Below are 19,704 nucleotides of genomic sequence, written 5' to 3'. Positions count from 1 at the left end.
GTCAGGTGCCCGTGACCGCGCGGACGCCCCTGCAGCCCGTCCGCGCCCCGTCAGAGGAATTTCTGCATGAGCACGAGATCCATCCAGCGGCCGAACTTGAAGCCCACCTCGGGCAGGCGCGCAACCTCGGTAAAACCGAGCGCCGCGTGAAAGGCGATGCCCGCGGCGTTCTCGCCCGAAACCCCGGCAAAGAGGCTGTGCGCGCCCTGTCCCCGCGCCTCCTCCATCAGCGCATCCATCAACCTGCGCCCGACGCCACGGCCGCGGGCGGCGGGTCCGAGGATCACCGTGTGTTCGAGTGTCTTGGCGTAGCCCGGCCCGCCGCGGAACTGGAAGAAGGTTGCAAAGCCCAGCACCAGACCCGCTTCCTCGGCGACGAGAAAGGCCGGCCCGCGGGCGGCGAAATCGGCCTGCAGCCCCTCGGGGGTCTTGCGCAGGTTGGTGAAGGTGGCGGCGCTTTCGTCGATGATCGGGTTCCAGATCGCCGCCACGGCGGCCGCGTCCCCGGCGGTCGCGGGACGGATGATCATTGCAGCACCCGTCGGCCCGAAGCGGTGCCGAAGGTGGCGCGCAGCGCAGGCTTGGCCTCGACCGCGAAGTCGACCAGCGGCGTGTCGAGCGCGGGGCCGATCAGCGCCTCCAGCTCGTCCGCCTGCGGATGGGCGACGGTGAGCCGCTCCAGCCGCGTGCCCGCCCCGGCGAGCGAGACGCCCGGCGGCACGGGGCTGATCCATTCGATCAGCGCCGGAAACAGCCCGTCGTAGGGCAGCAACCCGTCGCGCGGCACCGAGATCTTCCAGCTCAGCGTCCCGCGGGTCACCGCGACCGCCTCTCCGGCCATGGGAAAGTGCTCAAGCGCCGCGTCGATGTCGGGCACCCGGCAGACCCACTTGTCGAGCCGCGCGGGTCCCGCGAAGCTGTCGAGGCCAAACCAGCGTGCCCGTCCCGGTGCCGGGGCCGAAAAGTCGACGGCAATGGCCTCAAGGTAGAGCGCGTCTTCCAGCCCGATCAGGAAGTTGTGCGTGCCGAAATCGGGATGCGCCCCGCCCGGTGCCAGCGGCTGACCGAGCGCGCTTTCGGCGTGGCTCACCGCCTCCGCCAGCGTCTCGCCAAGAACCGCCACGTGATCAAGCTCGAGCATCGTCCCTCCGACATCTGTGCATCGGATTACGATAGCTCCGGCGGGGGGGGGTGCAATGGCGAAAATGGCGCTGATTGCTGCAGAGCAGCAGGGTCAAGGGCGCCTTGCGATGGCCAAGGTCCCGCTGTGCGGCTAGGGTGCCGCCGAAGGCCGGCATCCACGACCGGCCACCGAGGCAAGGACAGACCTGATGAAGACCCGCACGCTGCTGCTGATGCTCGCCACAACCCTCGGACTCGCCGCCTGCGGCGTGCCCTTCGTGCCACTCATCTGAGGGAGGCCTGCCGGCCCACGCCACCGGGCGTGAGCCGTAACGCGATCATTCCGCCGCGCGCGCGCCGATGAGGCCGAGGATCTCCTTGGCCGCCGAGGGGATGTTGGTGCCCGGGCCGAAGATCGCCTTCACCCCGGCCTTGTAGAGGAAATCGTAATCCTGATGCGGGATCACTCCGCCGCAGATCACGATGATATCCTCGGCCCCCTGCTCTTTCAGCGCCTGCACCAGCTGCGGGGCGAGCGTCTTGTGGCCGGCGGCCTGCGAGGAGATGCCGACGATGTGCACGTCGTTGTCGATGGCGTCCTGCGCCGCCTCTTCGGGGGTCTGGAACAGCGGGCCAACGTCGACGTCAAAGCCGATGTCGGCAAAGGCGGTGGCGATCACCTTGGCGCCGCGGTCGTGGCCGTCCTGCCCCATCTTCACCACCAGCATGCGCGGGCGGCGGCCTTCGGCCTCGGCGAAGCTCTCGACGTCCTTCTGGATCTGGGCGAAGCCCTCGTCCCCCTCGTAGGCCGCGCCGTAGACCCCGGCGAGGGTCTTCACCTCGGCGCGGTGACGTCCGAATTCCTTTTCCATGGCCATGGAAATCTCTCCGACAGAGGCCCGCGCACGGGCGGCTTCGACCGCGGCTTCCAAAAGGTTGCCGCCCTCCTTCGCGCGCCGCTCCAGTTCGGCCAGCGCCGCGTCGCATTTCGCCTGATCGCGGGTCGCGCGGACATGCTCCAGCCGCGCCACCTGGCTCTCGCGCACCTTGGCATTGTCGATGTCGAGAATGTCGATCGGGTCTTCCTTGTCCTTGCGGTACTTGTTGACCCCGACGATCACCTCCTCACCGCGGTCGATCTGCGCCTGACGGCGCGCCGCGGTCTCCTCGATGCGCAGCTTGGGCATGCCAGAGGCGACGGCCTTGGTCATGCCGCCCATCTCTTCGACCTCCTCGATCAGCGCCCAGGCCTTCTCGATTAGCTCGTTGGTGAGGCTTTCCACGTAGTAGGAGCCCGCCAGCGGATCGACGACATTGGTCACCCCGGTCTCTTCCTGCAGGATGAGCTGGGTATTGCGCGCGATCCGGGCCGAGAACTCGGTGGGCAGCGCGATCGCCTCGTCGAGCGCGTTGGTGTGCAGCGACTGGGTGCCGCCGAGCACCGCGCTCATCGCCTCGTAGGCGGTGCGGATGACGTTGTTGTAGGGGTCCTGCTCCTGCAGGCTGACGCCCGAGGTCTGGCAGTGCGTGCGCAGCATCTTCGAGCGGTCGGACTTTGCGCCGAACTCGGTCATGATGCGATGCCAGAGCGTGCGCGCGGCGCGCAGCTTGGCCGCCTCCATGAAGAAGTTCATGCCGATGGCGAAGAAGAACGACAGCCGCCCGGCGAACTTGTCGACGTCCATCCCGGCATTGATCGCGGCGCGCACGTATTCGCGCCCGTCCGCCAGCGTGTAGGCCAACTCCTGCACGAGGTTCGCCCCTGCCTCCTGCATGTGGTAGCCGGAGATCGAGATCGAGTTGAACTTCGGCATCTCGTTCGAGGTGTACTCGATGATGTCCGAGATGATCCGCATCGAGGGCTCGGGCGGGTAGATGTACGTATTGCGGACCATGAACTCCTTGAGGATGTCGTTCTGGATGGTCCCCGAGAGCACGGCGCGGTCGTGGCCCTGCTCTTCGCCCACGACGATGAAGCTGGCGAGGATCGGGATCACCGCGCCGTTCATCGTCATGGAAACGGAAATCTTGTCGAGCGGGATGCCATCGAAGAGGATCTTCATGTCCTCGACGCTGTCGATCGCCACACCGGCCTTGCCCACGTCACCAACCACGCGCGCATGGTCGCTGTCGTAGCCGCGGTGAGTGGCGAGATCGAAGGCCACCGAGACCCCCTGCTGCCCCGCTGCCAGCGCCTTGCGGTAGAAGGCGTTGGACTCCTCGGCGGTGGAGAAGCCCGCGTATTGCCGGATGGTCCAGGGACGGCCCGCGTACATGGTCGCCTTCACCCCGCGGGTGAAGGGGCCGAAGCCCGGCAGCGTGCCCATGTGCGCCAGATCCGCCGTGTCCTCGGCGGTGTAGAGCGGCTGCACGTCGATGCCCTCGAGCGTGTGCCAGGTCAGATCGTCCAGCGGCCGTCCGCGCAGTTCCTTCTCCGCGAGCTGGCGCCAATCGTCCTTCTTCGCCGTCATCGTCTGGTCCTCTCTCCTCTGCGGGCCGGTCGCCGGGCGGTCCCGGTGCGCGCGCCCCTGTCGTGCGTCATCGCGCGCGCCGAAGGCGCGGGATGGTTGAAATCTGTCTGCCGCGCAGCTTGGTGGCGCCATCGCAGCCAGCGCCGGCTGGGCGCCTGTCCGCGGCGGGACGCCGCGACCTTTGAGAGCCGCGCTTTCTGCGGCCCAAGTCCGGGCGCCCGCCTTCCGGATCCCGAGGGAGCCGAAGCGCCGGCCCACAGGGATCGGCAGGCGCTCGCCCCGGCTCTGCGCCTTGCTTCCGGGCGGGATCAGGGCCCCGCGAAAAATTGGCGCAGCCGGGCATCAGGCCCTGTGCAGCCGCGCAAACCATGCCTATATCTGTAAGCATGATCCGCCGTACCGCCCTCGCCCTGATCGGTTTTTTCACGCTCACCGCCGGGATCGGAGCGGCGCAGGGTGCCGAGACGCCCAGCCTCGACGAGCCGATCCGCCCCGCCGGGGACACCACGCTCGACGAGTTTCTCTGGCTCAAGCGCCCGCTGCTGGTCTTTGCCGACAATCCCAGCGATCCGCGGTACGTGCAGCAGATGCAGCTGATCACCGAACGGATCGATGTGCTGGTCGATCGCGATGTCGTCGTGATCACCGACACCGACCCCGCGGCGCGCAGCCCGATCCGCCGCGCCATGCGGCCGCGCGGCTTCATGCTGATGCAGCTCGCCAAGGACGGCTCGGTGATCATCCGCAAGGCCAGCCCCTGGGACGTGCGCGAGATCACCCGCTCGATAGACAAGCAGCCGCTGCGCCAGCAGGAAGTCCGCGACCGCCGCGACGCGCTGCGCGAGCCGTAAGAACCGGAACGGCACACGGCAGCGCGCCGGCCGGGGCTCATTGCCCCCGCCGCACGTGCCGCCATGTATCCCTCCCGCCTCATGGGATCACTCGAACTCCATGATGACCTCGTCCACGGCGAGGCTGTCGCCGGGACCTGCGTTGATCTTGGAGACCTTGCCCTTGCGCTCGGCGCGCAGGATGTTCTCCATCTTCATCGCCTCGATGGTGCAGAGCGCCTGGCCTTCCTGCACCTCGTCCCCCTCCGAGACGTTCACCTTCACGATGAGCCCCGGCATCGGGCAAAGCAGCATCTTCGAGGTGTCCGGCGGCAGCTTCTCGGGCATGAGACGCGCCAGCTCGGCCTGCCGCGGGGTGCGGACGTTGACCTTGAGATCGGCACCGCGGGTGCGGATGCGGAAGCCGCCCGAGATCTTGCCGACCTTCAGCACCAGCGGCTTGCCGTTCACCTCCATGTGCGCCAGCGCATGGCCGGGGGTCCAGTCGCCAGTTACGCGAACCTCGCCGCCGTCCTCGAACTTCACCGTCGTTCCCTGCTTGTCGGCCGAGAGCACCACGTCGATGCTCTCGCCCTGCAACGAAACATTCCAGTGGTCCCCGACCTGCCGTTCGTGGTTGTCGAGCGTGCCCGAGATGCGGGTGCGGCGGATCTCGGCGACGCGGTTCATCGCGGCGCAGGCCGCGGCGACATCGCGCAGCGCACCCTCGCCCAGCGTCACCCCCTCGAAGCCCTCGGGATATTCCTCGGCGATGAAGGCGGTGGTGATATTGCCGGTGATGAAGCGCTCGTGATCCATCACCGCCGCAAGGAACGGCAGGTTGTGCCCGATGCCCTCGACCTCGAAGCTGTCGAGCGCGTTGCGCATGACCTCGATTGCCTCTTCGCGGGTCGGCGCCCAGGTGCAGAGCTTGGCGATCATCGGGTCGTAATACATCGAGATCTCGCCGCCCTCGTAGACGCCGGTGTCGTTGCGCACGATGCCGCCGTGCAGCTCGCCCTCGGCGGGCGGGCGGTAGCGGGTGAGACGGCCGATGGAGGGCAGGAAGCCGCGATAGGGATCCTCGGCATAGAGGCGGTTCTCGATGGCCCAGCCGTTGATCTTCACGTCGTCCTGGGTGATCGACAGCGGCTCGCCATTGGCGACGCGGATCATCTGCTCGACCAGATCGACGCCAGTGATAAGCTCGGTCACCGGATGCTCCACCTGCAGGCGGGTGTTCATCTCGAGGAAGTAGAAGTTCTTATCACCGTCGACGATGAACTCGACGGTGCCGGCGCTGGTGTAGCCCACCGCCTTGGCCAGCGCGACCGCCTGATCGCCCATCGCCTTGCGGGTCTCTGGATCGAGGAAAGGGCTCGGCGCCTCTTCGACGACCTTCTGGTTGCGGCGCTGGATCGAGCACTCCCGCTCGTTGAGATAGATGCCGCCCCCGTGCGCGTCGCAGAGCACCTGGATCTCGATGTGGCGCGGCTGGGTGACGAATTTCTCGATGAAGATGCGGTCGTCGCCGAAGGAGCTGGCCGCCTCGTTCTTCGACGACTGGAAGCCCTCGCGCGCCTCCTCGTCGGTCCAGGCGATGCGCATGCCCTTGCCGCCGCCGCCGGCCGAAGCCTTGATCATCACCGGGTAGCCGATCTCGCCCGAGATCTTCACCGCCTCGTCGGCATCCTCGATCAGCCCCATGTAGCCGGGAACCGTCGAAACGCCCGCCTCCTGGGCGATCTTCTTCGAGGTGATCTTGTCGCCCATCGCCTCGATCGCGCCCTTGGGCGGGCCGATGAAGGCGACGCCTGCGGCCTCGAGCGCCTCGGCGAACTTGGGGTTCTCCGACAGGAAGCCATAGCCCGGATGCACCGCCTGCGCGCCGGTGTCCTTGATCGCCTGCATGATCTTGTCGATCACGATGTAGGACTGGTTGGCCGGCGGCGGGCCGATGTGCACCGCCTCGTCGGCCATCTCGACATGCAGCGCGTGCTTGTCGGCATCCGAGTAGACCGCCACGGTCTTGATGCCCATCTTGCGCGCGGTCTTGATGACCCGGCAGGCGATCTCACCGCGGTTGGCGATCAGGATCTTGTCGAACATGTCTCTCCCTTTCGTTGCGTTTCTTGGCCGCCGGACAGGGCCGCGGCTTCGGCAGAATGCTGGCTACGGACAGCAAAAAGGGCCACCCGAGCGGCATGCTCGGGTGGCCCTGGAATATCTGTAAGTCTGCGTGCGACCGGTCAGGCCGCGACGCAGCGCCTTATCAGCGGCAGTACTGCGGCGTGACGTCGTCGCAAACCACGCCCGCGGTTGCGCCGACAGCTGCGCCGACCATGCCGTCGCCGCCGACTGCGCGGTCAATGAGATAGCCGCTGCCTGCGCCGATGCCGGCGCGGCCGAGGTCCGAGGTTTCACATGCGGCGACACCAAAGACACCGAGCACAGCGAGAATGCGGAAGACGTTTTGCATGAGGGAGGCTCCCCGTATTGTGTAAGTTGACGTTGCTCTCCAACGCCACGGATTGCCCAAAGGTTCCATACATCTTTCGGTTTTTTCGCCGCTTGAGCGCCGCTCCGCCGACGGCATGCGCCACAAGAGCGCACGCCCGCCGAAGACGCCGGGGCCTGACGCAGGGACAGGCTTGCGCGCCTGGCCATCCAGCGGGTGGCCTGCGGTGCAGCAAGGAGGTGTCGGATAAAAGAAGCGGGCGCGCGGTCAGGGGATGTGCCGCAACGCCCGCGAGGGGAAGGGTAACGGTGAGCAATGGGCGCAACCGAAGGCTGCGTCATTGCCCGCAACACCTTGATCGTGCACGACTCGCCGGCCACGTCCAAGCCATATCCAAAAGGACTGACCGGACCGGCCTCTTTCCGCGCACGGCGCGGGAAGTGGAGCGAGTTTACGCCCATTCGTCGGGCTCGTCGAAGGCTTCGGGGAAGGAGGCACGCGCCGCGGCCTCGTCGATGACAAGCATCGCGTCGTAGCTCTCGGGATCGAAGGGATCGTCGTAGGGCAGGACCTCGCGGCCGAAGAGCCAGGACAGGCGTCCGGCGTCGAGATTGCCGCGTTCGAAAGGTTCGGTGCCGAAGTGCGCCCAGAGCGAGGCCATGAAGGCCAGGTCGGCGCGCTTGTCCGCCGCCCGGCGGTCGCGGTAGCGATCGCGGCGGATGATGGCGGTCACCCCCTTGGGGTTCGCGCGGCGGATGGTGAATTGAAAGTCCGTGCCGGGAAGTCGGCTCGGAAAGCCGCGGTGCTTCAGCATACCGGGCCCCCCTCTATAAGGGCCCGTGGAAGCGGGCGGTGAGATACGGCCCGAAAGGGCCGGGAGTGCGGGACGGACCCGAAGGCCCGTCCCGGCGACAAGTTACTTGTACTTGCCGGTGTAGACGGGCTCCGCGGTAACGGGCTCCGGATCCACGACCACGTATTCTTCTTCCTGCTGGCCGCCGCAAGCGGAAAGGGTTGCGACGAAGCCAAGCATTGCAAGCAGTTGGATGCTCTTGGACATCTTTTTCTCCTGTCAGATTCTTCGGGCCCTGTGGAACCTTTCGGCCCAACCTGCCCTCGTTCGGGTGTTTCGACTGCGAATGTGCAATCACTCCCCAACATAGCGCAAGTTACGAAAAAGAAATACGTAACTCGCTTCGACGGTATTTTTTCCGCCGGGAACCCAGCAAAACAGGGGAAATATGAGCGGATTTCCGCGCGCGGCGAGAACATCATTAGAACGCCTCCCACACACAGGTGCCGCCCTGAGGGCTATAGGCCTCGAAGTATTGGCGGATTTCGGATGACGTAACGCCAACTTCGACCGGTTCGGCCATCAGGGAGATGACGATCAGGGAGGGAATCACCGCCTCTTCCCCGAGTCGCGGCAGCGCAAAGCTGTCGCAAAGATGCTGCATGTCCGGAGCAACTTCATCGTAGCTCAGCGGGCTGGACCCGCCGATCCGGGGCGCAAGAAAGCGAAAACGCTCCACAGCCGTGCCGGAATCGAGCGATGAGTCGTAAAAGGTGACGGGCATGCCCGAGGGCACTGCCACGGCGCTCTCCTCCTGCGCCGTGGCCAGGCCCGGCGTCATGGCAAATGCCAGAGCCAGAATCCCGTTGTTCCTCACCCTCGTCCGGTCGACAGCCACAAGGACCTCCCCTTCCTCATCTCGCTCGGCGGATCAGGCCGCCCAAGTCACCCAGCGCGCCCGGTTGGCGCGGTCTTCCAGAACCTCGGCAATGCGCGCCTCGACCGCCTTTCGCGGCAGCGCCCCGGCCACCTCTCCGCCAGCTTCCACGATCACCCCGCCGGCGCAGGGTTTCACCCGCACCACTGGCGCAAAGCCGCGCAGGTCGCGCAGCGCCCGCCACATGTCCTGCCGCACCTGATGCGCAAGCCGCTCCAGTCGGCCCACCGGCGGCAGCAGCGTCTCGACCCGCAGGTCGAAGCGCGCCGGGTTGCGCCGGGCGAGCGTCACCGCCCCGTCCTCGCGCGCCATGTGCCATCCCTTCACCTGCATCGGAGCCTCCGGGTCAGAGCGGAATGTTGTCGTGCTTCTTCCACGGGTTGCTGAGCTGCTTGTTTCTCAGCATCGCGAAAGCCCGGCTGACCCGGCGGCGGGTGGACCGGGGCTGAATCACCTCATCGATGAAGCCACGCTCCGCCGCCACGAAGGGATTGGCGAAGCGGTCTTCGTAATCCGCCGTATGCTTGGCGATCTTCTCCGCGTCGCCGAGGTCGGCACGGTGGATGATCTCGGTCGCCCCCTTGGCCCCCATCACCGCGATCTCGGCGGTGGGCCAGGCGTAGTTCACGTCGCCGCGCAGGTGCTTGGAGCTCATCACGTCATAGGCACCGCCATAGGCCTTGCGGGTGATCACCGTGACTTTGGGCACCGTCGCCTCGCCAAAAGCAAAGAGCAGCTTGGCGCCGTGCTTGATGACGCCGCCGTATTCTTGGCTCGTGCCCGGAAGGAAGCCCGGCACGTCGACGAAGGTCAGGATCGGGATCTCGAAACAGTCGCAGAAGCGCACGAACCGCGCGGCCTTCTTCGAGCTGTCGATGTCGAGGCAGCCCGCCAGCACCATCGGCTGGTTCGCCACCACGCCGACCGTCTGCCCCTCGAGGCGGATGAAGCCGGTGATGATATTCTTCGCGTGCTCTTCCTGGATCTCGTAGAAATCGCCCTCATCGGCGACCTTCACGATCAGCTCCTTCATGTCGTAGGGCTGGTTCGCGTTTTCCGGAATGATCGTATCGAGCGAGCCCTCGACCCGCTCTACATCGTCGAAGAACGGCCGCACCGGCGGCTTCTCACGGTTGTTGAGCGGCAGGAAATCCACCAGCCGGCGCACTTCTGCCAGCGCCTCGACGTCGTTCTCGAAGGCGCCGTCGGCGACCGAGGATTTGCGGGTGTGGGTGGTCGCACCGCCGAGTTCCTCTGCGGTGACCACCTCGTTGGTCACCGTCTTCACCACGTCGGGGCCGGTGACGAACATGTAAGAGGTGTCCTTCACCATGAAGATGAAGTCGGTCATCGCGGGCGAGTAGACCGCACCGCCGGCGCAGGGCCCCATGATGACGGAAATCTGCGGGATCACCCCCGAGGCCATGATGTTGCGCTGGAAGATCTCGGCATAGCCCGCGAGGCTGTCGACCCCCTCTTGGATGCGCGCGCCGCCGGAGTCGTTTAGGCCGATCACCGGCGCGCCGTTCTGCATCGCCATGTCCATGATCTTGCAGATCTTCATCGCGTGGGTGGCGGAGACCGAGCCGCCGAGGACGGTGAAGTCCTGCGAAAAGACATAGACCATGCGACCGTTGATCGTGCCCCAACCGGTGATCACCCCGTCGCCGCTGGGACGGTTGTTCTCCATGCCGAAGTCGGTGCAGCGGTGCGAGACGAACATGTCGTATTCTTCGAAACTGCCCTCGTCGAGCAGCAACTCGATGCGTTCGCGCGCGGTCAGCTTGCCCTTGGCGTGCTGCCCGTCGATCCGTCGCTGGCCGCCTCCGAGGCGTGCGTCGGCGCGGCGCGCCTCCAGTTCGTGAAGAATGTCTTTCATGGCCAATCCTCTCCGTTTGCCCGGGACCATACAGTGGAGGCCCTTTCGCTCAAGTCAAATTCGGCAAATTTGCAAAGTCTGAAAACACCTCGCCCAGCAAATAGCAAATCGGCAAAAATTGTCTCAAAGAAGTGTTACGCGTGGACTTTGAGGTGATCCCGACATACGGGAATTTCATGAGCACATCTTCGCGCGGGCGCTTTCTCGACCCCTCGACTCCACCTCACCTTGTCACGCTTGTCCTGCTTGCGGGACTCTCGGCACTGGCGATGAACGTCTTCCTGCCGTCGCTGCCGCAGATGACCGCGTATTTCGACACCGAGTACCGGCTGATGCAGCTTTCTGTGGCGATCTACCTCGGGGTCAACGCGGCGCTGCAAGTGGTCATCGGACCGATCTCGGACAAGCTCGGCCGCCGGCCGGTGATTCTCTGGGGCATTGCGCTGTTCCTGCTGGCGACGCTGGGCTGCATCTTCGCGACGGACGTCACGATCTTCCTGCTGTTCCGCATGTGCCAGGCGGTGATCGTCACGGCCATGGTGCTGAGCCGCGCGGTGGTGCGCGACATGGTCGGCCAGGAAGAGGCCGCTTCGATGATCGCCTATGTCACCATGGGCGTGGCCGTGGTGCCGATGGTCGGCCCGGTGATCGGCGGCGCGCTCGGCGAGCTGCTGGGCTGGAAGTCGATCTTCTGGATGCTGTTCCTCCTCGGCGGCGCGGTGTTCTGGCTGAGCTGGCGTGATCTGGGCGAGACCTCGACCGCCAGCGGCCTGTCGCTGGCCGCGCAGTTCCGCGAGTACCCCGAACTGCTGAAAAGCCCGCGTTTCTGGGGGTATGCCCTGGCCTGCGCGCTCTCCTCGGGGGCCTTCTTCTCCTATCTCGGCGGGGCGCCCTTCGTCGGCTCCGAAGTCTACGGGTTGAGCCCGGCGTCGCTGGGCGTGCACTTCGGCGCCCCCGCCGTCGGCTATTTCCTCGGCAATTGGATTTCGGGGAAATTCTCGGCCCGCGTCGGGCTCAACCGCATGATCCTCTGGGGTTCGCTGATCCTGGCGACCGGACTCGCGGCGGCGCTGCTCACCTTCGCGCTGACCGACGGCGGCTCGGCGCTGATCTTCTTCGGCTTCATGAGCCTCGTTGGCCTCGGCAACGGCATGACCATCCCCAACGCCACGGCGGGCACCCTGTCGGTGCGCCCGCATCTGGCCGGCACCGCGTCGGGCCTCGGTGGGGCGATCATGATCGGCGGCGGCGCGGCGCTCTCGGCGCTGGCAGGCGCGCTGCTGCAACCCGGCACCGGCGCCTGGCCGCTGCTCTGGCTCATGCTGTCCACTTCCCTGGGTTCGGTGATCTCGATCCTGCTGGTGATCCGGCGCGAGCGCCGCCTCGCGGGGCTGGACGCGGACAACTGAGTTTGCAAAATTGCCTCGACGCGGGGCAAAGGTGCAAACATGGCGACACGCAAACTCTACGCAGGCGCGAAACTGCGCGACCTGCGCGGGCGACTGGGGCTGACGCAGAAGGATTTCGCAGCGAAACTCGGTGTCTCGCTGCCCTATCTGAACCAGATGGAAAACAACAACCGCCCGGTCTCGACCACGGTGGTTCTGGCGCTGGCGCAAGAGTTCGGCTTCGACGTTACCGAGCTGGGACAGGGCGACTCGGAACGGCTGATCTCGGACATGCGCGAAGCGCTGGCCGATCCGGTGTTCGGTGAACACGCGCCGCCGCTGGCGGACCTGCGGCTCACCGCCTCCAACGCCCCTGCCCTCGCCCGGGCCTTTCTCGAACTGCACCGCGCCTACCGGCAGACGCACGAGCGGCTCGCCTCGCTCGACGAGGCGCTGGGGCGCGAGGGCACGCAGATGCAGCCCTCGCCCTGGGAGGAGGTGCGCGACTTCTTCCACTATTGCGACAATTACATCGACGCGGTGGACCGCGCCGCCGAGCATTACGCCCACGGGCTCGGACAGGGCGGCGCCGACCTGCGCGCCGCGGTGATCGCCCATCTGCGCGAGCGAGGGATCACGGTGGAATTCTCGCAATCAGCCCCGCTGCGCAGCTATGACGCCGAGCGCCGGGTGCTGACCATGTCCTCGCTGGCGCAGCCCGAGACGCTGACCTTCCAGATGCTGATCCAGGTGGCGCTGCTGCGGCAGGAGAAGCTGCTCGAGGCGACGCTCGATCTGGCCCGCTTCCAGTCCGACACCGCCCGCGCCATCGCCAAGCTCGGGCTGGCAAACTACTTCGCCGGGGCGGTGATGATGCCCTATATGCGCCTGCTCGAGGCGGCGCAGGAGACCCGGCATGACCTCGAACTGCTGGCGGCGCGCTTCGGCGCCTCGGTCGAGCAGGTGGCGCACCGGCTCTCGACGCTGCAACGGCCGGGGGCCAAGGGCATCCCCTTCTTCTTTGCCCGCGTCGATCAGGCCGGAACGATCACCAAGCGCCATTCGGCCACCCGCCTGCAGTTCGCCCGCTTCGGCGGCGCCTGCCCGCTGTGGAACGTGCACCAGGCCTTCGAGACGCCGAACCAGTTCCTGCGCCAGCTGGCCGAAACTCCCGACGGGGTCCGCTACGTGCTGCTGGCCCGCGACGTGACCAAGCCGGCGGGCCGCTTCGGCGCGCCGGTGCGGCGCTTTGCCATCGCGCTGGGGTGCGAGGTGAAACACGCGGGCGCGCTGGTCTATGCCGACGGACTGGACCTCGGGCGCGACCGCGCCTTCGAGCCGATCGGCATCTCCTGCCGGATCTGCGAGCGCACCGATTGCCACCAGCGCTCTGTCCCGCCGCTCGAGAAGCGGATTTCCATCCACCCCGAGCGCCGGGATATCCTGCCCTACTCGCTGGAGTAGGCCTCAGCCCTCCTGGAGACGCAGCGCGCGTTTGGTGGCGAAGACCTCCTGCCGCTCGACCCAGGGGTACTTGTGGTCATCGACCACCGGCCCCCAGTAGAGCTCGCCGCCGAAGCGCCACGGATCGAGCACGATGCCCTCTTTCATCGTGCCGCCCTTCTGGCTGACGATGACCGAGCTGTGCTCGATGCGGAAGGTCTTCAGCGCGTTGGCAATGCCGCGGTGCAGGTCGAGTGTCTGGAAATTCTCCTGCTCCAGCCGCGCCTGCAGGTCATCGGCCCACTGGTAGCACAAGCCGCGCGGGCGGGTGCCGTTGTTGACCTTGATGTTGTGGATGTAGGCCGGGTCGGTGACGTTCCACGCGACGGCCAGCTCGCGCGGGTAGTCGATCGAGATGCGCGCCATCCGCTGCGCCTCTTCCGGGTCGACGTTCGGGCCGAGGCCCTGGATCGACTGCGCCAGTGCGGCATATTCCGACGGCGGCGGGGCGGGCACATGCGGATCGCGGGCGCCAGCACAGGCCGAGAGAAGCGAGGCGGCCAGCAGCAGCGGCAGCAGCGAGAGACGGGAGAGGATCTTGGGCACGGCTCGGGAGGTCTTGTTGCTGGAAAACGGAACTGAACCTGACCTAGCGCGCGGGAGGGGGGCTGTCGAGCATCGCGTTACAATGCAATGCTCCGCCTGGAATCAACGCGAAGCCGCCGGGCTGGCGCTTTGGGGCACGGAGCGTGACGCTCGAATGCTGTCCGGACTTGGCCGGGATAAAGTGCATTGCTCGAATGTCGAAACGCCATCCCACGGACCGGCGCCCACCCGGCTCGCGTTGGACCATTGCCGTCCCTCCCCCTTACCGCGCCTTGCGGGGCACGGCGCAGGGGGGTAAAGGCAACGGGACTTTGACGGACATTCACGGACAGGGGGAACCCATGTCGATCGACATTCAGACGGCGGCACGTGTCGCCAAGCTGGCACGCATCCGCGTGGAAGACGAGGCGCTCCCGGCGCTGGCACAGGAATTCAGCAATATCCTCGATTTCATCGAGCAGCTGAACGAGGTGGACGTGGAGGGCGTCGAGCCGATGGTCTCGGTGACCCCGATGCGCCTGAAGCGCCGCGCCGACGGCGTGACCGACGGCGGCATGCAGGACAAGATCCTCGCCAACGCCCCCGATGCCCGCGAGGGCTTCTTTGCCGTGCCGAAGGTGGTGGAATGACCGAGCTGACCAAGATGAAACTGGCCGAGGCCCGCGACGCGCTGCGCAAGGGCGACGTGACCTCGGTGGAGCTGACCGAAGCCTGCCTGAAGGCGATCGAGGGCGCGGACGCGCTCGGCGCCTTCGTGCACAAGACACCCGAGATCGCGCTGGAGCAGGCCAAGGCCGCCGACGCACGCATCAAGGCGGGCGACGCGCCGGCCATGTGCGGCCTGCCGATCGGCGTGAAGGATCTCTTCTGCACCAAGGGCGTGCCGTCGCAGGCGGCCTCGGCGATCCTCGAGGGTTTCACCCCCGAGTACGAGTCGACCGTCACCAGCCAGCTCTTCGGTGCCGGCGCGGTCATGCTGGGCAAGCTCAACATGGACGAGTTCGCCATGGGCAGCTCGAACGAGAACACCTGCTACGGCCCCGCGGTGAACCCGTGGAAGCGGACCGGCGATGACGCCAAGCTGACCCCCGGCGGCTCGTCGGGCGGCTCGGCCTCGGCGGTTGCAGCGGACCTCTGCCTTGCAGCGACCGGCACCGACACCGGCGGCTCGATCCGCCAGCCCGCCGCCTTCACCGGCATCACCGGCATCAAGCCGACCTACGGGCGCTGCTCGCGCTGGGGCATCGTTGCCTACGCCAGCTCGCTCGATCAGGCCGGCCCGATGACCAAGGACGTGCGCGACGCGGCGATCATGCTGCAGGCGATGTGCGGCCACGACCCCAAGGATTCGACCTCGGCCGACCTGCCCGTGCCCGACTTCGAGGCGATGCTGACCGGCGACATCCGCGGCAAGACTATCGGCATTCCCAAGGAATATCGCGTCGAGGGCATGCCCGAGGAGATCTCGAAGCTCTGGGACGACGGCGCGAAGATGCTGGCGGATGCAGGCGCGAAGATCGTCGAGATCTCGCTGCCGCACACCAAATACGCGCTGCCGGCCTACTACGTGATCGCCCCGGCGGAAGCCTCGTCGAACCTCGCCCGCTATGACGGGGTGCGCTACGGCCACCGCGCCAAGCTCAGCCAGGGCGAAGGCATCAACGACATGTACGAGAAGACCCGCGCCGAGGGCTTTGGCCTCGAGGTGCAGCGCCGCATCATGGTCGGCACCTACGTGCTGTCGGCAGGCTTCTACGACGCCTACTACAACCGCGCCCGCAAGGTCCGCACGCTGATCAAGAAGGACTTCGAGGATGCCTTCGCCGCAGGGGTCGATGCGATCCTCGCGCCGGCAACCCCCTCGTCGGCCTTCGGCATCGGCGAGATGAAGACCGCGGACCCGGTGCAGATGTACCTGCAGGACGTTTTCACCGTCACGCTGAACCTTGCCGGGCTTCCGGGCGTTGCAGTTCCGACCGGGCTGGACTCCAAGGGCCTGCCGCTCGGTCTGCAGCTGATCGGCCGTCCGTGGGAGGAAGGCGATCTGCTGAACACTGCCTACGCGCTGGAACAAGCCGCCGGGTTTGTGGCAAAACCGGCAAAATGGTGGTAAAGGCCCTTTTAAAAAAGGCGCCAAAAAAGGACTAGGGCAGCGGTTATGACACGCATTCTCCTCGGTGGCGCGGCCTTGCTGGCCCTCGCCGCCTGCACCACGCCGATCCCCGACAGCGGGGCCGGCTTCAACGACTACGACAGCTACCAGGCCGAGCGCGCGCAGCGCGATGCCGTCCTGCAGGGAAGCCCGGCGGTCACCTCTTCGGAACTGCCCGCGGCAGGCGGCAGCGACGATCCCGCGGTGGCCGCGGCAACGTCCGTTCTCGACGGCCCGCAGGCGAGTGAAGGGGCCCCGCTGCCCACCGCAGCCGGGACTCCCGCGCCGCAGTCGGTGAGCGGCTCGGCGGGCCTGTCGGAAGAAAACAGCTTCGACGCGGTTTCGGCCGAACGCACGATCGAAGACGACAAGACGCTGATCCAGCAGAACCGCGCGCAATACGAGGTGGTCGCCCCGACCGACCTGCCGCCGCGCCCGGATTCGGATGCGCCGAACATCGTCGCCTACGCGCTGCAGACCAACAACCCGGTCGGCACGCCGCTCTACGGTCGCTCGGCCTTCGCCTCCGAGGAAAAGGGCCTGCGCAACTGCGCCAAGTACGAGACCAGCGACCGCGCGCAGGAAGCCTTTCTCGCCGGCGGCGGCCCCGAGAAGGACCGCAACGGGCTCGACCCCGATGGCGACGGCTTTGCCTGCAGCTGGGATCCCGCGCCCTTCCGCGCGGTGCGCGGCTACTGATCCGGGCCTTGGATCCGATCTGGCACCCGTCTGACAATTTCGGGCCGCGACGCCTCGGCGCGCGGCCCGATCTCGTTGTGCTGCACTACACCGCCATGAAGAGCGCCGAGGCGGCGCGCGACTGGCTGTGCAACCCTGAGGCCGGCGTCTCCGCCCACTACGTGCTCGGCTACGACGGCACCTGCTGGCAGCTGGTGACCGAGGAGATGCGCGCCTGGCATGCCGGGCTGGGCGCCTGGGGATCGGTGGAGGAGGTCAATTCCCGCTCCATCGGCATCGAGATCGCCAATACTGGCGACGAGCCCTTCCCCGAGGCGCAGATGGCCGCGCTCGAGGTGTTGCTTTCCGGCATCCTCGCGCGCTGGTCGATTCCGCCGGAGCGGGTCATCGGTCATGCCTGCATGGCGCCAGGGCGCAAGATCGACCCCGGCCCGCTGTTCGACTGGCCACGGCTGGTGTCCAAGGGGCTGGCGGTGAGCGCCGAGCCCGCATCCCCTGGCGACTTTCTCGAAGATGCCCATCGCTTCGGCTACCGCACCGGCCCCGAGCAACAGCCAGCGCTTCTGAAATCCTTCCGCGACCGATTCCGCCCCGGCGCCGAGGGTCCGCTCTGTGATGCCGACCGGGCGCTCATGGCCGGTCTCGCGGCGCGCTGGCCCGCCGCCTGACGCCTCACGTCATTCTTTTGCCCCCTGCACGCGATCAGCCCCTGCCGCGCGCTGGGAGAAGGCGCGCGTGTGCAGGGGCGGCGGGTACTTCCCGGTGCAAGTCCGGGCGCACCGTGCCGGTCCGGCGTGGCCCAAAGCATACGTCCTGCCGGAAGCCGGATCGTCCGGGACGGGGACAATCCGGGTGGAGACGAACGACACACCTTGAGAGTACCCCCGTGGCGCCCCGAACGCAGGTCAGGAATACCCGACCTGAGCATTCCCGCCCACGGCGCAGTCCGCGACGCCGCCCCCGCTCCGCGTCCCGGAGCCCAAAAGGCAAGAGGGGGGTGCGACAATTAATTTTGATCTGGATCAAAGGAGATGATTGCCCGGTCGTTGGTCGGCAACTAAAAGGATTGTCAGACGAGGGGCGTGGAGGAGTATGTGCGCGCCCTTGCGAGGGACGTACCTATAAAGACCAACAGGAGGCACGCAATGGCAGATGCAGCCATTCACGGCCACGAGCACGAGGACGACCGCGGGTTCTTTACCCGTTGGTTCATGTCCACGAATCACAAGGATATCGGGATTCTCTACCTGATTACCGCTGCATTCGTGGGCCTCATCTCGGTGGCCTTCACCGTCTACATGCGCCTGGAGCTCATGAGCCCCGGCGTTCAGTTCATGTGCATGGAGGGCGCGCGCCTCTTCCCGACTTCGGTCGAGAATTGTACCCCCAACGGGCACCTGTGGAACGTGATGATCACCGGCCACGGGATCCTCATGATGTTCTTCGTGGTCATCCCGGCCCTGTTCGGCGGCTTCGGCAACTACTTCATGCCGCTGCAGATCGGCGCGCCGGACATGGCCTTCCCGCGAATGAACAACCTCAGCTACTGGCTCTACGTCACCGGCTCGACGCTGGCGGTGTGCTCGGTCTTCGCGCCCGGCGGCAACGGCCAGCTCGGCTCGGGCATCGGCTGGGTGCTCTACCCGCCGCTCTCGACCAGCGAGGCAGGCATGTCGACGGATCTGGCGATCTTCGCGGTGCACGTCTCGGGTGCCAGCTCGATCCTCGGCGCGATCAACATGATCACCACCTTCCTGAACATGCGTGCCCCGGGCATGACCCTGTTCAAGGTGCCGCTGTTCTCCTGGTCGATCTTCGTGACCTCCTGGCTGATCCTGCTGTCGCTGCCGGTTCTGGCCGGCGCGATCACCATGCTGCTGACCGACCGCAACTTCGGGACGACCTTCTTCAACCCGGCAGGCGGCGGCGATCCGATCCTCTACCAGCACATCCTGTGGTTCTTCGGCCACCCGGAAGTGTACATCGTGATCCTGCCCGGCTTCGGCATCATCAGCCACGTCATCGCGACCTTCTCGCGCAAGCCGGTCTTCGGCTACCTGCCGATGGTCTGGGCGATCATCGCGATCGGCGCACTCGGCTTCGTCGTGTGGGCACACCACATGTACACCGTCGGCATGTCGCTGACCCAGCAGAGCTACTTCATGCTGGCCACGATGGTCATCGCGGTGCCGACAGGGGTGAAGGTGTTCAGCTGGATCGCCACGATGTGGGGCGGCTCGCTCGAATTCAAGACGCCGATGCTCTGGGCAATCGGCTTCCTGATCCTCTTCACCATGGGCGGCGTGACCGGCGTGGTGCTGAGCCAGGCGGGCGTCGACCGCGCCTACCACGACACCTACTACGTCGTTGCGCACTTCCACTACGTGATGTCGCTGGGCGCCGTGTTCGCGATCTTCGCGGGGATCTACTTCTACTTCCCCAAGATGACCGGCAAGATGTACCCCGAATGGGCTGGCAAGCTGCACTTCTACGTCATGTTCGTCGGCGCGAACCTGACCTTCTTCCCGCAGCACTTCCTGGGCCGCCAGGGCATGCCGCGCCGCTACATCGACTATCCCGAGGCCTTCGCCCTGTGGAACCACGTGTCGAGCTGGGGCGCGATCATCTCCTTTGCCTCGTTCCTGTTCTTCTTCTGGATCATGTGGCACTCGCTGCGCAAAGGCGCCGCCTGCACCGCCGCAAACCCGTGGAACGAATACGCGGACACGCTGGAGTGGACCCTGCCGTCGCCGCCGCCGGAGCACACCTTCGAGCAGCTGCCGAAGCGCGAGGACTGGGACAAGCATCACGCCCATTGAGCGCCTGACGCTTACGACGGATGATCGTCAGAAGAATTGACAAGCACCGGCCCCGGGGGAACCCTCGGGGCCGGTTCTCTTTTGTGCGGACCGCTGCAAGGAGAGCG

19 protein-coding genes are annotated in these 19,704 nt (G+C 66.4%); 8 read left to right on the top strand and 11 right to left on the bottom strand.

Annotated elements, in window-relative coordinates; translation table 11 throughout:
* Positions 1 to 50: 50 nt before the first annotated feature.
* The 3 genes from BM397_RS09145 to scpA all read right to left on the bottom strand — a co-directional run bounded on the left by BM397_RS09145 (position 51) and on the right by scpA (position 3,593).
* Positions 51 to 530: a GNAT family N-acetyltransferase gene (locus BM397_RS09145; protein ID WP_092423136.1), complete on the bottom strand. Its 480-nt coding sequence runs from the start codon at positions 528 to 530 to the stop codon at positions 51 to 53.
* Entirely contained in the window at positions 527 to 1,141 is a 615-nt protein-coding gene (locus BM397_RS09140) for a VOC family protein (RefSeq protein WP_092423134.1), read from the bottom strand. The genes BM397_RS09145 and BM397_RS09140 overlap by 4 nt, the downstream gene beginning before the upstream one ends.
* Before the next feature lie 319 nt (positions 1,142 to 1,460).
* Positions 1,461 to 3,593 carry a methylmalonyl-CoA mutase gene (gene scpA / locus BM397_RS09135; RefSeq protein WP_092423132.1) on the bottom strand — a complete coding sequence of 711 codons (2,133 nt, stop codon included), beginning with the start codon at positions 3,591 to 3,593 and terminating at the stop codon, positions 1,461 to 1,463.
* Between the two features lie 386 nt (positions 3,594 to 3,979).
* Here scpA and BM397_RS09130 point away from each other — a divergent pair, with 386 nt between their 5' ends.
* Complete coding sequence (locus BM397_RS09130; protein WP_092423130.1) at positions 3,980 to 4,444, top strand: DUF4174 domain-containing protein; 465 nt, start codon at positions 3,980 to 3,982, stop codon at positions 4,442 to 4,444.
* Positions 4,445 to 4,531: 87 nt separating this feature from the next.
* Here BM397_RS09130 and BM397_RS09125 read toward each other — a convergent pair whose 3' ends face one another.
* The 7 genes from BM397_RS09125 to BM397_RS09100 form a co-directional block, all read right to left on the bottom strand.
* Positions 4,532 to 6,532 carry an acetyl-CoA carboxylase biotin carboxylase subunit gene (locus BM397_RS09125; RefSeq protein WP_092423128.1) on the bottom strand — a complete coding sequence of 667 codons (2,001 nt, stop codon included), beginning with the start codon at positions 6,530 to 6,532 and terminating at the stop codon, positions 4,532 to 4,534.
* 163 nt (positions 6,533 to 6,695) lie between these two features.
* Positions 6,696 to 6,902, bottom strand: a complete 207-nt coding sequence (locus tag BM397_RS09120) for a hypothetical protein (RefSeq protein WP_092423126.1) — start codon at positions 6,900 to 6,902, stop codon at positions 6,696 to 6,698.
* Between the two features lie 430 nt (positions 6,903 to 7,332).
* Positions 7,333 to 7,695, bottom strand: a complete 363-nt coding sequence (locus BM397_RS09115) for a hypothetical protein (RefSeq protein WP_092423124.1) — start codon at positions 7,693 to 7,695, stop codon at positions 7,333 to 7,335.
* A 102-nt stretch (positions 7,696 to 7,797) separates the two neighbouring features.
* Entirely contained in the window at positions 7,798 to 7,941 is a 144-nt protein-coding gene (locus BM397_RS29275; protein ID WP_176806568.1) for a hypothetical protein, read from the bottom strand.
* A 214-nt stretch (positions 7,942 to 8,155) separates the two neighbouring features.
* Positions 8,156 to 8,572: a DUF6497 family protein gene (locus BM397_RS09110; protein WP_245696028.1), complete on the bottom strand. Its 417-nt coding sequence runs from the start codon at positions 8,570 to 8,572 to the stop codon at positions 8,156 to 8,158.
* Positions 8,573 to 8,605: 33 nt separating this feature from the next.
* A complete protein-coding gene (locus BM397_RS09105) occupies positions 8,606 to 8,944 on the bottom strand; it encodes a hypothetical protein (RefSeq protein WP_092423122.1) in 339 nt (112 codons plus the stop codon).
* Positions 8,945 to 8,957: 13 nt separating this feature from the next.
* Positions 8,958 to 10,490 (bottom strand): acyl-CoA carboxylase subunit beta, encoded by a 1,533-nt coding sequence (locus BM397_RS09100; protein WP_092423120.1) that lies wholly within the window; start codon positions 10,488 to 10,490, stop codon positions 8,958 to 8,960.
* A gap of 176 nt (positions 10,491 to 10,666) precedes the next feature.
* On the opposite strand from BM397_RS09100, the gene BM397_RS09095 reads away from it, so the two are divergent.
* Both BM397_RS09095 and BM397_RS09090 read left to right on the top strand, forming a co-directional pair.
* Entirely contained in the window at positions 10,667 to 11,899 is a 1,233-nt protein-coding gene (locus BM397_RS09095) for a multidrug effflux MFS transporter (protein ID WP_092423283.1), read from the top strand.
* 39 nt (positions 11,900 to 11,938) lie between these two features.
* A complete protein-coding gene (locus tag BM397_RS09090) occupies positions 11,939 to 13,342 on the top strand; it encodes a helix-turn-helix domain-containing protein (protein WP_092423118.1) in 1,404 nt (467 codons plus the stop codon).
* Between the two features lie 3 nt (positions 13,343 to 13,345).
* Here the strand turns inward: BM397_RS09090 and BM397_RS09085 are convergent, their stop codons facing one another.
* Positions 13,346 to 13,927 carry a hypothetical protein gene (locus BM397_RS09085; RefSeq protein WP_092423116.1) on the bottom strand — a complete coding sequence of 194 codons (582 nt, stop codon included), beginning with the start codon at positions 13,925 to 13,927 and terminating at the stop codon, positions 13,346 to 13,348.
* Positions 13,928 to 14,268: 341 nt separating this feature from the next.
* On the opposite strand from BM397_RS09085, the gene gatC reads away from it, so the two are divergent.
* From gatC to ctaD, 5 genes are all read left to right on the top strand, one after another.
* Positions 14,269 to 14,556, top strand: coding sequence for an Asp-tRNA(Asn)/Glu-tRNA(Gln) amidotransferase subunit GatC (gene gatC / locus BM397_RS09080; RefSeq protein WP_092423114.1), 288 nt, complete (start codon positions 14,269 to 14,271; stop codon positions 14,554 to 14,556).
* Positions 14,553 to 16,040: an Asp-tRNA(Asn)/Glu-tRNA(Gln) amidotransferase subunit GatA gene (gatA, locus tag BM397_RS09075; RefSeq protein WP_092423112.1), complete on the top strand. Its 1,488-nt coding sequence runs from the start codon at positions 14,553 to 14,555 to the stop codon at positions 16,038 to 16,040. Before gatC ends, gatA begins: the two co-directional genes overlap by 4 nt.
* A gap of 45 nt (positions 16,041 to 16,085) precedes the next feature.
* On the top strand, positions 16,086 to 16,778 hold the full coding sequence (locus BM397_RS09070) for a hypothetical protein (protein ID WP_092423110.1): 693 nt from the start codon (positions 16,086 to 16,088) through the stop codon (positions 16,776 to 16,778).
* 8 nt (positions 16,779 to 16,786) lie between these two features.
* The gene (locus BM397_RS09065) at positions 16,787 to 17,446 is read left to right on the top strand and encodes an N-acetylmuramoyl-L-alanine amidase (protein WP_483860480.1); all 660 of its coding nucleotides are present in this window, start codon (positions 16,787 to 16,789) and stop codon (positions 17,444 to 17,446) included.
* 477 nt (positions 17,447 to 17,923) lie between these two features.
* Positions 17,924 to 19,597, top strand: coding sequence for a cytochrome c oxidase subunit I (gene ctaD, locus BM397_RS09060; RefSeq protein ID WP_092423106.1), 1,674 nt, complete (start codon positions 17,924 to 17,926; stop codon positions 19,595 to 19,597).
* The last annotated feature ends 107 nt before the right edge of the window (positions 19,598 to 19,704 follow it).

This window comes from Alloyangia pacifica, assembly GCF_900116195.1.
GTDB classification, from domain to species: domain Bacteria; phylum Pseudomonadota; class Alphaproteobacteria; order Rhodobacterales; family Rhodobacteraceae; genus Salipiger; species Salipiger pacificus.
The sequence above is the reverse complement of the archived record's forward strand: the minus strand, read 5'-3'. Positions and strand labels throughout refer to the sequence as shown.